At 65.3% G+C, this 13008-nt stretch carries 13 protein-coding genes and 1 tRNA gene; 7 read left to right on the top strand and 7 right to left on the bottom strand.

Annotation, left to right across the window (positions count from 1 at the left end; translation table 11 throughout):
• Nucleotide 1: 1 nt before the first annotated feature.
• The 3 genes from ACS5Q0_RS05365 to moaA all read right to left on the bottom strand — a co-directional run bounded on the left by ACS5Q0_RS05365 (nucleotide 2) and on the right by moaA (nucleotide 3039).
• Nucleotides 2–934, bottom strand: a complete 933-nt coding sequence (locus ACS5Q0_RS05365; protein WP_473125576.1) for an NAD(P)-dependent oxidoreductase — start codon at nucleotides 932–934, stop codon at nucleotides 2–4.
• 149 nt (nucleotides 935–1083) lie between these two features.
• Nucleotides 1084–1899 carry a transporter substrate-binding domain-containing protein gene (locus ACS5Q0_RS05360; protein WP_473125575.1) on the bottom strand — a complete coding sequence of 272 codons (816 nt, stop codon included), beginning with the start codon at nucleotides 1897–1899 and terminating at the stop codon, nucleotides 1084–1086.
• A 102-nt stretch (nucleotides 1900–2001) separates the two neighbouring features.
• Complete coding sequence (gene moaA / locus ACS5Q0_RS05355) at nucleotides 2002–3039, bottom strand: GTP 3',8-cyclase MoaA (RefSeq protein ID WP_473125574.1); 1038 nt, start codon at nucleotides 3037–3039, stop codon at nucleotides 2002–2004.
• A 100-nt stretch (nucleotides 3040–3139) separates the two neighbouring features.
• On the opposite strand from moaA, the gene ACS5Q0_RS05350 reads away from it, so the two are divergent.
• Together ACS5Q0_RS05350 and ACS5Q0_RS05345 are read left to right on the top strand one after the other, a co-directional pair.
• A complete protein-coding gene (locus tag ACS5Q0_RS05350; RefSeq protein WP_473125573.1) occupies nucleotides 3140–3508 on the top strand; it encodes a gamma-butyrobetaine hydroxylase family protein in 369 nt (122 codons plus the stop codon).
• A gap of 185 nt (nucleotides 3509–3693) precedes the next feature.
• Nucleotides 3694–3768 (top strand) — tRNA-Val (locus ACS5Q0_RS05345).
• A gap of 128 nt (nucleotides 3769–3896) precedes the next feature.
• Here the strand turns inward: ACS5Q0_RS05345 and ACS5Q0_RS05340 are convergent.
• Complete coding sequence (locus tag ACS5Q0_RS05340; RefSeq protein ID WP_473125572.1) at nucleotides 3897–4598, bottom strand: HAD family hydrolase; 702 nt, start codon at nucleotides 4596–4598, stop codon at nucleotides 3897–3899.
• Between the two features lie 93 nt (nucleotides 4599–4691).
• On the opposite strand from ACS5Q0_RS05340, the gene ACS5Q0_RS05335 reads away from it, so the two are divergent.
• The 3 genes from ACS5Q0_RS05335 to ACS5Q0_RS05325 all read left to right on the top strand — a co-directional run bounded on the left by ACS5Q0_RS05335 (nucleotide 4692) and on the right by ACS5Q0_RS05325 (nucleotide 6500).
• Nucleotides 4692–5147 carry a hypothetical protein gene (locus tag ACS5Q0_RS05335; protein ID WP_473125571.1) on the top strand — a complete coding sequence of 152 codons (456 nt, stop codon included), beginning with the start codon at nucleotides 4692–4694 and terminating at the stop codon, nucleotides 5145–5147.
• 123 nt (nucleotides 5148–5270) lie between these two features.
• Nucleotides 5271–5966, top strand: coding sequence for a ribose-5-phosphate isomerase RpiA (rpiA, locus tag ACS5Q0_RS05330; protein ID WP_473125570.1), 696 nt, complete (start codon nucleotides 5271–5273; stop codon nucleotides 5964–5966).
• A 30-nt stretch (nucleotides 5967–5996) separates the two neighbouring features.
• Nucleotides 5997–6500: a DUF2059 domain-containing protein gene (locus ACS5Q0_RS05325; protein ID WP_473125569.1), complete on the top strand. Its 504-nt coding sequence runs from the start codon at nucleotides 5997–5999 to the stop codon at nucleotides 6498–6500.
• A gap of 247 nt (nucleotides 6501–6747) precedes the next feature.
• Here the strand turns inward: ACS5Q0_RS05325 and ACS5Q0_RS05320 are convergent, their stop codons facing one another.
• The 3 genes from ACS5Q0_RS05320 to ACS5Q0_RS05310 all read right to left on the bottom strand — a co-directional run bounded on the left by ACS5Q0_RS05320 (nucleotide 6748) and on the right by ACS5Q0_RS05310 (nucleotide 9766).
• Nucleotides 6748–8247 carry a tripartite tricarboxylate transporter permease gene (locus ACS5Q0_RS05320; RefSeq protein WP_473125568.1) on the bottom strand — a complete coding sequence of 500 codons (1500 nt, stop codon included), beginning with the start codon at nucleotides 8245–8247 and terminating at the stop codon, nucleotides 6748–6750.
• Between the two features lie 7 nt (nucleotides 8248–8254).
• On the bottom strand, nucleotides 8255–8725 hold the full coding sequence (locus tag ACS5Q0_RS05315) for a tripartite tricarboxylate transporter TctB family protein (RefSeq protein WP_473125567.1): 471 nt from the start codon (nucleotides 8723–8725) through the stop codon (nucleotides 8255–8257).
• A 69-nt stretch (nucleotides 8726–8794) separates the two neighbouring features.
• Complete coding sequence (locus ACS5Q0_RS05310) at nucleotides 8795–9766, bottom strand: Bug family tripartite tricarboxylate transporter substrate binding protein (RefSeq protein ID WP_473125566.1); 972 nt, start codon at nucleotides 9764–9766, stop codon at nucleotides 8795–8797.
• 288 nt (nucleotides 9767–10054) lie between these two features.
• On the opposite strand from ACS5Q0_RS05310, the gene gor reads away from it, so the two are divergent.
• Entirely contained in the window at nucleotides 10055–11440 is a 1386-nt protein-coding gene (gene gor, locus ACS5Q0_RS05305) for a glutathione-disulfide reductase (RefSeq protein WP_473125565.1), read from the top strand.
• A gap of 181 nt (nucleotides 11441–11621) precedes the next feature.
• Nucleotides 11622–13007 carry a class II 3-deoxy-7-phosphoheptulonate synthase gene (locus ACS5Q0_RS05300; RefSeq protein ID WP_473125564.1) on the top strand — a complete coding sequence of 462 codons (1386 nt, stop codon included), beginning with the start codon at nucleotides 11622–11624 and terminating at the stop codon, nucleotides 13005–13007.
• Nucleotide 13008: the final 1 nt, after the last annotated feature.

The raw sequence follows: 13008 nt of genomic DNA, 5'->3' as shown, positions 1-13008 counted from the left end.
CTCACTTTTCGAGGCGGGCGATGAGGCTCGACGTATCCCAGCGGTTGCCGCCCATCTTCTGCACATCGGCGTAGAACTGATCGACGAGAGCCGTGACGGGCAGGCTCGCGCCGCTCCTGCGGGCCTCGTCGAGGACAATCGACAAGTCCTTGCGCATCCAGTCCACGGCGAAGCCGAAATCGAACTTGCCCTGGTTCATGGTCTTGCCGCGATTCTCCATCTGCCACGATCCGGCGGCGCCCTTGGAGATCACGTCCAGCACCGCCTCGATATCGAGCCCGGCCTTCTTGCCGAAGTGAATGCCCTCCGCGAGGCCCTGCACCAGGCCCGCGATGCAGATCTGGTTGATCATCTTGGTGAGCTGGCCGGCGCCCGCCGGGCCCATCAGGCGCGAGGCGCGGGCGAAGCTCATGATCGCCGCCTCGACCCTGGCGTAGACGTCGGCATCGCCGCCGCACATGACGGTGAGGACACCGTTCTCCGCGCCGGCCTGACCACCCGAGACCGGCGCATCGACGAAGGAAAAGCCCTTGTCCTTCGCCGCGCCGTAGAGCTCGCGCGCGACTTCCGCCGAAGCGGTCGTGTGATCGACGAACACCGTCCCCGGGCCCATGCCGTGGAACGCGCCGTCCTCGCCCGTGGTGACCTGGCGCAGATCGTCGTCGTTGCCCACGCAGGCAAACACGATCTCCTGGCCCATCGCGGCCTCGCGCGGCGTCCCGGCGGAGCGGCCGCCGTTCTCCGACACCCATTTGTCGGCCTTCGCCGCCGTGCGGTTGTAGACCGTCACCTCGTGGCCTTTGTCCTTGAGATGCCGCGCCATGGGATAGCCCATCACGCCCAGACCCAGAAAAGCGACCTTCGCCATCATCAGCTCCCGTTTCGTCTGTTTGGTTCTTAGCGCATCGTGCGGAAAAGTGGACCCGGTTTTCACTAACGTGGCCCTTCGGGTCGCTGGCGCGGCCCGCTGGGTCCGCGCCGAACGATGCGCTCATCTCAGAAGGGAGCATCGGATCGAGGCCAAAAGGGAACCCACGTTTCGCGTCCGATGCTCTGAAGCGAACGCGCGGGGGGCAAACGGCCCTATTTGATATCGAAGGGAAAATACCGGGAGCGGATCCGGTCGTAGGTGCCGTCCGCCTTGACCTGCGCGATGGCGCGGTTGAACCGGGCGCGCAATTCGGCGTCGTCCTTGCGAAGGCCGATTCCGTAAGCCTCCCGGCGATAGGGCGGATCGGAGGGCGCATCGCCCAGAACGTGGCAGCACTCACCCTCTCGGCTCTGCAGGAACTTCGAGAGGAGAAGCTCGTCCGCGAACACCGCATCGAGCCGCCCGACGAGCAGATCGAGATTGGCTTCCTCCGCCTTCGCGTAGAGGACGATCTCGGAATCCTTGTAGAAGGTCTTGAGATACGTCTCATGGTCGCTGCGCTCGATGGTGCCGATCCTCTTGCCCGCGAGCGCCCGAGGCGTGACCTCTCCCGGAGCCACTTCCTTGGAGCCGATGAAGACGGCCGGGATGCGGTAGTACGGATCGGTGAAGGCGATCTTTTTCTGGCGCCGCTCGGTGATCTCCATCGACGACATGATCGCGTCATACTCGTTGTTGAGGAGACCCTTGATGATGCCGTCCCATTCATGCTGGACGATGTCGCATCGAGCCTGCATCGCCTCGCAGAGGCTCTTCAGCAGATCCACCTCGAAGCCCTCCAGCTCGTTGCTGTTGGGATCGATGAAGTTGAAGGGCGGGTAGGCGCCCTCGATCGCGATGCGGATCGGAGCCGAGGGTGGAGGCGCGGCTTCCTCGGCCGACGCCATGGACGGGGAAAGCCCGGCCAGGAGTCCAGCAACGACCCCTGCAAGGATTGCGAATTTCCGCCCCGTTTCGACTGCGTTCACAGTTCTCAGCCCGTTTGTTCAGCCGCGATATCACGGGAAAAGCCACGAACCGTCAATTGACAGAAAGCCTTACGTTTCCGGTCTCTCCGTCGGGCTGGAGGCTTAACCGCCCGTCATGCTCATGTGGCGGCCGACGGCAGGGCGGGCATGGTTCCGGTCGATGATGAAATCGTGCCCCTTGGGCTTGCGGGCGATGGCATCGGCGATCGCCCGGTTCAACAGCGCATCGTCCTCCGAAGCGCGGACGGGCGCGCGCAGATCGGCGGCGTCCTCCTGGCCCAGGCACATGAAGAGCTGTCCCGTGCAGGTCAGCCGCACGCGGTTGCAGCTCTCGCAGAAATTATGCGTCAGCGGCGTGATGAAGCCGAGCTTGCCGCCCGTCTCCGCCACCTTCACATAGCGCGCCGGGCCGCCGGTGCGTTCGGCGAGATCCTGGAGCGTATAGCGCGTTTCGAGACGCCGCCTCACCTCCGAGAGCGGGAGGTACTGATCGATGCGCTGTCCGTCGATTTCGCCGAGCGGCATCACCTCGATGAGCGTCAGATCCATGCCGCGCCCGTGCGTCCACTGGATCAGGCTTTCGATCTCGTCCTCGTTGACGCCCTTGAGCGCCACCGCATTGATCTTCACCCTGAGACCGGCGTCCTGAGCCGCATCGAGCCCCTGCATCACCTTGGCGAGGTCGCCCCAGCGGGTGATCCGGCGGAACTTGTCGGGGTCGAGCGTGTCGATGGAGACGTTCACGCGCCTGACGCCATACGAGACCAGATCGCGGGCGAACCGCGCGAGCTGGGAGCCGTTCGTGGTCACGGTCAGCTCGTCGAGGTCGCCGGAATTCAGATGGCGCGAGAGGGAGCGGAACAAGGTCATGATGTCCCGCCGCACCAGCGGCTCGCCGCCCGTGATGCGCAGCTTGCGGACGCCCTGCCGGACGAAGGCCGTGCAGATGCGGTCGAGCTCCTCCAGGCTCAGGAGATCGCGCTTGGGCAGGAAGGACATGTCCTCCGACATGCAATAAACGCAACGAAAGTCGCAGCGGTCGGTGACCGAAACGCGCAAATAGGTCACCGCGCGCCCGAACGGGTCCAGCAGGGCCGGGGCGGAGGAGGGGCCTGGAAGCTCGATTTGTGATCCCCGCATCAGGGGCTTGTCCTCGATGTTGGCGTACGAAGGCTTGCCTTCAATGTAGAATTCAAGCAGCTCTCGTCAAAGGAAAAAAGCCTGGAAGGGAACCAACACCATGACAGCCGAGCGCTGGCCCACGGAGCTTCGCCTCGCCAAGGACAGGCGCAGCCTGCGCATCGTCTTCGACGATGGAGCGGCCTTCGACCTTCCCGCCGAATATCTGCGCGTGACCAGCCCCTCGGCGGAGGTGCAGGGCCACGCCCCCTCCGAGCGCAAGACCGTGCCGGGCAAGAAGGACGTGGAGATCATCGGCGTCGAGCCGGTCGGCAACTATGCGGTCAAGCTCGTCTTCGACGATATGCACGACACGGGCATCTACGGCTGGGGCTATCTGTACGAGCTCGGGGCCGGTTGCGCGGAGAAGTGGCAGGCCTATCTCGACGAGCTTGCAGCCAAGGGCCAGTCGCGGGAAAGAGTGCGCTGATTGTTCAGGTGCGGCTCCCGCGCTGTCGTCCCGGGATGCTGGCCGGGCCTCCTGACACCTTCCTCGGCATGCCCGGCCTTGGGCCGGGCATCCACGACTTTGACCGGCGCTTGAAAATTCTTGTCCCTGTTCTCAACTCTGTGGCTTGACGCAGGGCCTTCGACGCCTTTAGAAGGCGCTGGTCAGGGCGCGTAGCTCAGCGGGAGAGCATTCGCTTCACACGCGAAGGGTCACAGGTTCAATCCCTGTCGCGCCCACCATTTCCTTCCTGACAGATCAGATCTCAAGAACGCAGGCGCGAATGAGCCAGGCGCGAGCCGCTCGCCTTTTGCGCGGATCGTCGCTCGTCGTTGACGGCGAACCGGATCCGGGTCGCCGAAGAGGGGCTTCATGCGGCCATCGGCTTCATCAGCGTCTCCACGGCGGCGAAGAGCTGGTCGAAGTGATCGATCACGATATCGGGGTTGAGATCCTTCACCGGAACGTCCGTATAGCCGAAGGGGACGGCCACCACCGGAATGCCCGCGTTCTGCGCCGTGACGATGTCGGTCCGCGAATCCCCCACCATCACCGCCCGCGACCGATCGCCGCCTGCCCGTTCGATGGTTAGGGTCAGGTGCCGCGGGTCGGGCTTGAAGTACTTGAAGGTGTCGCGCCCGCAATTGGCGGCGAAGCGGTGGCCGATCCCGAGCTCGTCCATGAGCTTGACCGAGTGTTCTTCCACCTTGTTGGTGCAGATCGCGAGAAGGAAACCGGCCTCTTCGAGCCGGTCGAGAGCCGCTGCGACCCCCGGAAAAAGCTCGGTCTCGATGCAGATGTTCTCGCCGTAATGCACCATGAACTGGCGATAGAGCTCGTCCAGATGGCTCGGCGCCAGCTCCTTGCCGGCCGCTTCGAACCCGCGCTCGATGAGGGCCCGCGCGCCCACACCGATCATGTCGCGCGCCTTCACGACGGGAAGGGGGGAGAGGCCCTCCCGCCCGAGGATGACGTTGAGAGTTCCCACCAGATCGCCGGCCGTGTCGGCCAGGGTTCCATCGAGGTCGAAGACGGCGATGGGCGGGGCGATTTGCGCGGTATGAATGGTCATGCGGCTCGGTTACCTGCTCAAAGCAAGGGAATCAATCGGCGGGAATGATATGGTGCCCCCGGTTGATTCGTTCTTACCGTAATGGAGTGATGAATGCGGCTTTTTGGTTGCGCGGCGTTTGTGTCGATGGCCCTGGCGCTGACGGGCCTGCCGGGTTCCGCCCTGGCGGCGTCCTACGATTTCGTGCCCGCGCCGCAGACGGACCTGAACCGGATCTACCGGATCGACCGGGTGACCGGCGAGGTCAGCTCGTGCCAGTACGGACTGCAGGAGGGCACGATCGGGGTGACGCTCTGCTTCAGCCCGGGCGAAGGCGCCGGAGCCCAACAGCCCGGAGAATACGGCTTGGTCGCGTCGCGCCACGAGCGGGAGGGAGGCGTCTTCCGCGTGAATTACCGCACGGGCGACATGAGTATCTGCTATGTCTTCGACGAGCGGGTCGTGTGCACGCCGCAGGCGCGGCCGTCTTCCGCTGCGTCGACAATTGCACCTTCCGCATCGACACCGGCGGGCGGCTCGGGTACGGGAGCCTCGCCCCAGCGTCCTTGACCCCAGGTTCCAGGGCGTTCTGCTCCGGGCGGATATGAAACCATCTTTCTTTTTAACACCCTCGCATGGTAGAGGCGGGCTGCGGCCTGCCTCTCGGGCGGGACGAAAAACTAGAGGTCCTCAGTGAGCGACAATCTCAAGCGTGCAGCAGCCGAAAAGGCAGCCCAGCTCGTCACAGACGGCATGAGGCTGGGCCTCGGCACCGGTTCGACGGCGGCGCATTTCGTTGCGGCCATCGGCGAGCGCGTCCGCGGCGGCCTGAAGATCGTCGGCGTGCCGACCTCCGAGGCGACCCGCGAGCAGGCGCAGCGCGAGGGCATTCCGCTCGCGACCCTCGACGAGATGCCGGAACTCGACCTGACGGTCGACGGGGCCGACGAGCTCGACAGCGACCTGCGTCTGATCAAGGGCGGCGGCGGCGCGCTGCTGCGGGAGAAGATCGTGGCTTCCGCGAGCGCCCGCATGATCGTGATCGCTGACGGATCCAAGCGCGTCGCCAAGCTCGGCAAGTTTCCCCTGCCCATCGAGGTCGTTCCCTTCGGGCTCACGGCCACGGAGCGGGCCATCGCCAAACTGCTGGAAAGCCTCAGCATGACCGGCGAGCTGCGCCTTCGGCACGCCGCCGATGGAGCACCCTACGTCACCGACGGGGGCCACTTCATTCTCGATGCCCATCTCGGACGCATCGACAAACCCAATGTCCTCGCTTCGACGCTCAACAACATTCCCGGAGTCGTCGAGCACGGTCTCTTTCTCGGTCTCGCCACCGGTGCGATCCTCGCGACCGGGGAGGGGCTTGTCGAACTCGGTCAGCTCTGACCCTAAGCCTTCACGATTGGAGTCCCTTCTATGATCCGTTCCGCTTCCCGACTGGCTGCGACCTCGGTCGCGTTGTTCCTGCTGGCGAGCCCCGTTTTCGCCCAGCAGGCCGAGCTGCCCGCCAGCCATCTGGCGGCTGGGCGCGAGGTTGCCATCAGCTCCGGCATCACGGGCGCCTTCGATGCGCTGACGGGCCCGCTGCTCGTCCGCCTGCAGCGCATGAGCGTCACGAGCCCCGAGATCCAGAAGGACCTGGACGCGGTCGTTGCCATGCTGCGGCCTGAGGTGGAGCAGAAGAAGCAGGAGCTGATCGACGCGAGCGCCCGCATCCTGGCCTCGCGCATGACCGAGGCGGAGCTGAAGGAGGTCGCGACCTTCTACAAGTCGGCCGTTGGCCAGAAATACGTGCAGCTTCAGCCGGCGGTTCTCGACGATGTGGTGCGCCAGATGGATCTGTGGTCGCAGCGGACCTCGGAGTTCATCATGACCCGCGCCCGAGAGGAAATGACTAAGCGCGGTCACGCCCTGAACTGAGCGGATACGCCTCCCGAAGAACTGCAGAGCCCTGCAGATCTCATAAAAAAGGCCCGGTTTCCCGGGCCTTTTTTGTTGGATGCGTTTTTCTTAAAGCATCGGACCCAAAAGTGGATTTGCACTTTTGGGACCCCTCCGATGCATTCTCCTTAAACAAGAGCATCGTTCGACGCGGACCCAGCGGGCCGCGCCAGCGACCCGAAGGGCCACGTTAGTGAAAACCGGATCCACTTTTCCGCACGATGCTCTAGTCCTCGACTGCCTTGAAGCGCCCGAGCCCTTTGAGAATGAACGGGGCCACAAGAGCGATGAGCGCGATGGTCAGAAGCGTCGCGGAAATCGGGCTCTGCAGCAGGACCATCGGATCGCCGAGGCTGATCGACAGGGCGCGCCGCAGCTGGCTTTCCGCCACCGGCCCCAGGATGAGGCCCACGACCACCGGAGCGATCGGGAAGTCGAACCGCCGCATCAGGAAGCCGAGCACGCCGAACACGGCCAGCATCATGAGTTCCACGGGCGAGGGGTTGGCGGCGATCGTGCCCATGGTCGCGAAGACCAGGATGCCCGCGTAAAGCCAGGGCTGGGGGATCGCCAGCAGGCGCACCCACACGCCGACCAGCGGCAGGTTCAGCACCAGCAGCATGGCGTTGGCGATGAACAGGCTCGCGATCAGACCCCACACGAGGTCGGGCTTTTCGGCGAAGAGCAGCGGGCCCGGGTTCAGGCCGTATTGCTGGAAGCCCGCCAGCATCATCGCCGCCGTGGCGGAGGTCGGCAGGCCGAGCGTCAGGAGCGGCACCAGGGTGCCTGCGGCCGAGGCGTTGTTGGCGGCCTCGGGACCGGCCACGCCCTCGATGGCGCCCTTGCCGAAATCCTCCGGATGCTTGGTGAGCTTCTTCTCCGTCGCATAGGAGAGGAAGGTCGGGATCTCCGCGCCACCCGCAGGAAGGGCGCCGATGGGGAAGCCGAATGCGGTTCCGCGCAGCCAGGGCTTCCAGGAGCGCTTCCAGTCTTCCTTCGTCATCCAGAGGGAGCCGCGGACGGATTCCAGCTTTTCCTCGTGAACATGGCGGCGCGAGGCGACGTAGAGGGCCTCGCCCACGGCGAAGAGGCCGACCGCGAGGGTCGTCACTTCGATGTTGTCGTAGAGTTCCGGCACGCCGAAGCTCAGACGGGCCTGGCCGGACAGGATGTCGATGCCCACGAGGCCCAGAAGCAGACCGATGAAGAGGCTCGTGAGGCCGCGGATCGGAGAATCGCCGAAGGTGGCCGAGACGGTGACGAAGGCCACGCACATCAGGGCGAAATAGTCTTCGGGGCCGAAGCGGACGGCGAGGTCGACGAGGTAGGGCGCGAGCAGCGCGAGCCCGAGGGTCGCGAAGGTGCCTGCCACGAAGGAGCCGATGGCCGAGGTCGCCAGCGCGGGACCGCCGCGTCCGGCCTTCGCCATCAGGTTGCCTTCGAGGGCCGTGGCCATCGAGGCGCTTTCGCCCGGGGTGTTGATGAGGATCGCTGTGGTCGAGCCGCCATACATGCCACCGTAATAAATGCCGGCGAACATGATGATCGAGCCCGCCGGGTCGAGCTTGAAGGTGACGGGAAGCAGGAGCGCCACGGTGAGCGCCGGGCCGATGCCGGGCAGAACGCCGACGGCCGTGCCGAGAAGAACGCCGACGAGCGCAAAAAGCAGATTCATCGGCTGGATCGCCACGGTCAGGCCGTGGGCTAGGGAGACGAAGGCTTCCATGGGGGCCTCAGAGGAGATGTTCGAGCGGCCCTGCCGGCAGGGACAAGGTCAGGAGCTTTGCGAAGAGCAGGTAGACCACGACGGCGATGACGGCGCCGATCAGGAGATCCACGAAGAAGGCGCGGCGACCGAAGGCCGCGGAGGTCGTGGCGAACAGAATGGCCGTGCCGATCATGAAGCCGCCGCCGATGGCGATGAGGGTGATCAGGACGGCGAGGCCGCCGATGATCAGGATGATCGGCTTCCAATCGAGGCTTTCGCGCACGGGCAGGCTGCCGCGAAGGGCTCCGATCCCGTTGCCGATGGCGAGAAGGGCGAGGCCGGCGGACACGATGACGGGCATGGCCTTCGGGCCGACGTCGTAAGGGGAGAGGAGCTGCAGCTTGGTCATGTCCCACCAGACCATGCCGGCCAGGGCGAGAAGGAGGATGGCGATAACGAGACCAGCTGCGTCAATGCGCCGATGCTGAGATGACATGAGGAATATCCTAATACAAAAGCGCCGCGCTCTGGGAACGCGGCGCTTCGACGGGGATTAACGCGAAATTTACGACTTCACCAGTCCCACGGCGGTCAGCACTTCCTTCGTGCGGGCCACTTCCTCGGTCAGGCGCTTGGCGAAGGCGTCGCCGGACAGGTAGGCATCCTCCCAGCCCTTGGCCTTCAGGATTTCCTGCCATTCCTTCGACTTCGCCATCTTGTCCATGGCGTCCGTCAGGGCCTTCTTCTGGTCGGCGGAGATGCCGGGAGGGGCCACGACGGCGCGCCAGTTGGCGATCTCGAGGTCAATGCCCTGGGCCTTGATGGAGGGCAGATCGGCCGTGGCCTTGTCGGCCGGGGAGCTCAGGCCGAGGAGGCGCAGCTTGCCGGCCTTGATCTGGCTTTCGAACTCGCCGTAGCCGGAGATGCCCGCCGTCACCTTGCCGCCGAGGATGGCCGCCAGGGCCTCACCGCCGCCGGAGAAGGGGATGTAGTTGATCTTGGTCGGGTCGGCGCCGGCCGCCTTGGCGAAGAGCGCCGCCGCGATGTGATCGACGCCGCCGGCCGAGCCGCCTGCCCAGGTGACCTTCGCCGGATCCGCCTTAATGGCCGCGGCCAGGTCCTTGACGGACTTGATCGGGGAATCGGCCGGAACCACGATCGCCTCGTATTCCGCGGTCAGGCGGGCGATGGGGGTCGTCTGATCGAGCGTGATGGGCGACTTGTTGGTCAGAAGGGCGCCCACCATCACATAGCCCATGACCATGAGCTGGTTGCCGTCGCCCTTGGAGTTGTTCACGAGCTGGGCGATGCCGATGGAGCCGCCCGCGCCGGGAACGTTGGTGACCTGCACGCCCTTGGCGATGCCGGCTTGCGTCAGGGCCTGCTGCATGGAGCGGGCCGTCTGGTCCCAGCCGCCGCCAGGCGCCGCCGGGGCCATGATCTTCAGCTCCATCTGGGCGGCCGCCGATGTCACGAAGCCTGCAACCGCCGCCGCAGCGAGGGCGCTGCGCCAGAGGCTCTTACGAAGTTGCCTCATTCTGTTTCCTCCATGGGACTAAAACGTCACGTCAGAACGTGTGCGGGCGACCGTAAAGCCGGTTTGCCCCTGGGGCAAGCATCTGAGTTCCTTATCGGTATTGAACCTTGGCTTAAGGTCCGGCGGCCGCGGGACCGGCGCGGAAAACCCGTCTCTTGGGCTCTTCCTCCGCTGCGGCCCGTTGCATGCGGGCCATGTCCTGCCAGCTTGGCGGGGGCACTGGCGGCAATGGCGGCGCCGCCATTATATGAGGGTCAGCGACCCGCCGATTCCATTGGAGACCAGCCCATGCCCCAGTTCGATGTCGACCTCTTTGTCATCGGAGCCGGGTCGGGCGGGGTCCGCGCCGCCCGCATCGCGGCGGGCCACGGCGCCAAGGTGATGATCGCGGAGGAGTACCGGGTCGGCGGCACCTGCGTCATCCGGGGCTGCGTGCCCAAGAAACTCATGGTCTATGCCAGCCGCTTCGCCGACGAGTTCCACGACGCGGCAGGCTTCGGCTGGACGGTGAGGGAGCCGAGCTTCGATTGGGCGACGCTCATCCGCAACAAGGACAAGGAGATCGACCGGCTGGAGGGGATATACCGGGCCAACCTGGAGAAGGCTGGGGTCGAGATCGTCAGCAGCCGGGCCGTGATCGAGGATGCTCATACGGTTCACGTCCTGACGACCGGAGCCCGCATCCGCGCCCGCACCATCCTGGTGGCGGTCGGGGCCCATCCCACCATGGATCCTCCCATTCCGGGCGGCGAGCTCGGCATCACCTCGAACGAGGTCTTCCACCTGCAGGCGCAGCCGAAGCGCATCATGATCGTCGGCGGCGGGTACATCGCCGTGGAATTCGCCGGGGTCTTCGCGGGGCTTGGCAGCCAGGTGACCCTGGTCCACCGGGGCGACAAGCTCCTGCGCGGCTTCGATGAGGATGTGCGCGATGCTCTGGGCGAAGCCTATGCCCAGCGCGGGATCACGCTGGCTCTCAAGAAGACGTTGACGCGCCTGGACAAGACGGCGGACGGCATCGCCGCGACCCTGTCTGACGGCTCGGTCGTCGCCGTCGATCAGGTGCTCGTCGCGACCGGACGCCGCCCGAACACCAAGGGCCTCGGTCTGGAGAAGGCCGGAATTACCGTCGACGAGGTGGGGGCAATCCCGGTCGACGCCTATTCCCAGACGCTGATCCCGTCGATCTATGCGGTCGGCGACGTGACCAATCGCGCCAATCTCACCCCCATCGCCATCCGCGAGGGCCACGCCTTCGCCGACACGGTGTTCGGGGCCAAGCCCACCATCGTCGATCACGACCTGATCCCCACGGCGGTCTTCTCGACCCCGGAGATCGGCGTGATCGGCTGCGGCGAGGCGGCCGCCCGGGAAATCTACGGGGACATCGACGTCTACAAGACCGCATTCCGGCCCATGAAGGCCACCCTGTCGGGCGGGGCGGAGCGGGTATTCATGAAGCTCATCGTCGAAAAGGCCACCGACAAAGTCGTCGGGGTTCACATCATGGGGCACGACGCGGGCGAGATGATCCAGCTTGCGGGCATCGCCGTCACCATGGGAGCGACCAAGGCCGATTTCGACCGGACCGTGGCCGTCCATCCCACCGCCGCGGAGGAACTCGTGACCATGCGGACCCCCGTCGCGGTCAAGAAGCCGGTGGCCGTCGGGTGATGCGAGGCTTTGAGATCCTGGCTTGGCCGTGCCCCGTCCGGCGCTCCCGAGATCATCGTGAATTTGGGGTCCGAAACGCGTCCTTTCGGCACTCGCCTTTTTGTTTGTGTCGTGTATAGGTGCCTCTCCGTGCCGCTTATTGCGGTAGCGAGAGGATACGAACGACACGGGAGCAAGTGTCATGACTGAGCGGTGGACGCCCAACAGCTGGAGAAACAAGCCGATCCAGCAGGTTCCGGCCTTTCCGGATCCCGAGGCGCTTGAAAGCGTCGAGCAGCAGCTCGCAGGCTTTCCCCCGCTCGTTTTTGCGGGCGAGGCCCGTAAGCTGAAACGCGATCTGGCGAAGGTGGCCAAGGGCGAGGCTTTTCTGCTTCAGGGCGGCGACTGCGCCGAGAGCTTCGCCGAGCATTCCGCCGACAATATCCGCGATTTTTTCCGCCTGTTCCTGCAGATGGCGGTGGTGCTCACCTATGCCGGCGGCTCGCCGGTGGTGAAGATCGGCCGCGTGGCCGGCCAGTTCGCCAAGCCGCGCTCCTCCGCGACCGAGACGATCGATGGCCTTGAGCTGCCGAGCTACCGGGGCGACATCATCAGCGACATCGCATTCACCCCTGAGGCCCGCACGCCCGATCCGCGCCGCCAGCTCATGGCCTACCGCCAGTCGGCTGCGACGCTCAACCTGATCCGCGCCTTCGCCACCGGCGGCTACGCGAACCTCGAGAACGCGCATCGGTGGATGCTCGGCTTCGTGAAGGACTCGCCGCAATCCTCGCGCTACAGCGAGCTGGCCGAGCGGATCACCGAGAGCCTCAACTTCATGCGGGCCATCGGCATCGATCCGGAGACGCATCCCGAGATGCGCTCGACGGATTTCTACACCAGCCACGAGGCCCTGCTGCTCGGCTACGAGGAGGCCCTGACCCGCGTGGATTCCACCACCGGCGACTGGTACGCCACTTCCGGCCACATGGTCTGGATCGGCGACCGCACGCGCCAGCTCGACCATGCCCATGTGGAATACATGCGCGGCATCAAGAACCCGATCGGCCTGAAATGCGGCCCGTCGCTCACGGCGGACGGGCTCCTCAAGCTCATCGACGCCCTGAACCCCGAGGATGAGGCCGGCCGCCTCACCCTGATCTGCCGCTTCGGCGCGGACAAGGTGGCCGACCATCTGCCGGGCCTGATCCGGGCCGTGCAGAAGGAAGGCCGCACGGTGGTGTGGTCCTGCGATCCGATGCACGGCAACACGATCAAGGCCGCTTCCGGCTTCAAGACGCGCCCCTTCGAGCGCGTCATGGGCGAGGTGAGGGACTTCTTCGCCATCCACCAGGCGGAAGGCTCGCATGCGGGCGGCATCCATCTGGAGATGACCGGCAAGAACGTGACGGAATGCACCGGCGGCGCCCGCGCGCTCACCGATGCGGACCTCTCCGACCGCTACCACACCTATTGCGATCCGCGCCTCAACGCGGAGCAGGCGCTGGAAATCGCGTTCCTGACCTCGGAGCTGATCAAGCGCGAGCGGCAGTCGCGGGAGCGGCCCGCTCCTCTGGCCGCCGAATGAA

It is taken from the genome of Microvirga sp. HS2, assembly GCF_055792805.1.
The sequence above is the reverse complement of the archived record's forward strand: the minus strand, read 5'-3'. Positions and strand labels throughout refer to the sequence as shown.

Bases quoted from the DNA above. Each gene is read 5' to 3' on its own strand.
- ACS5Q0_RS05300 (WP_473125564.1), top strand. From the start codon at position 11,622: ATGACTGAGCGGTGGACGCCCAACAGCTGGAGAAACAAGCCGATCCAG.
- ACS5Q0_RS05335 (WP_473125571.1), top strand. From the start codon at position 4,692: ATGCGGCTTTTTGGTTGCGCGGCGTTTGTGTCGATGGCCCTGGCGCTG.
- ACS5Q0_RS05340 (WP_473125572.1), bottom strand. From the start codon at position 4,598: ATGACCATTCATACCGCGCAAATCGCCCCGCCCATCGCCGTCTTCGAC.
- ACS5Q0_RS05350 (WP_473125573.1), top strand. From the start codon at position 3,140: ATGACAGCCGAGCGCTGGCCCACGGAGCTTCGCCTCGCCAAGGACAGG.
- gor (WP_473125565.1), top strand. From the start codon at position 10,055: ATGCCCCAGTTCGATGTCGACCTCTTTGTCATCGGAGCCGGGTCGGGC.
- moaA (WP_473125574.1), bottom strand. From the start codon at position 3,039: ATGCGGGGATCACAAATCGAGCTTCCAGGCCCCTCCTCCGCCCCGGCC.
- ACS5Q0_RS05325 (WP_473125569.1), top strand. From the start codon at position 5,997: ATGATCCGTTCCGCTTCCCGACTGGCTGCGACCTCGGTCGCGTTGTTC.
- ACS5Q0_RS05310 (WP_473125566.1), bottom strand. From the start codon at position 9,766: ATGAGGCAACTTCGTAAGAGCCTCTGGCGCAGCGCCCTCGCTGCGGCG.
- ACS5Q0_RS05320 (WP_473125568.1), bottom strand. From the start codon at position 8,247: ATGGAAGCCTTCGTCTCCCTAGCCCACGGCCTGACCGTGGCGATCCAG.
- ACS5Q0_RS05315 (WP_473125567.1), bottom strand. From the start codon at position 8,725: ATGTCATCTCAGCATCGGCGCATTGACGCAGCTGGTCTCGTTATCGCC.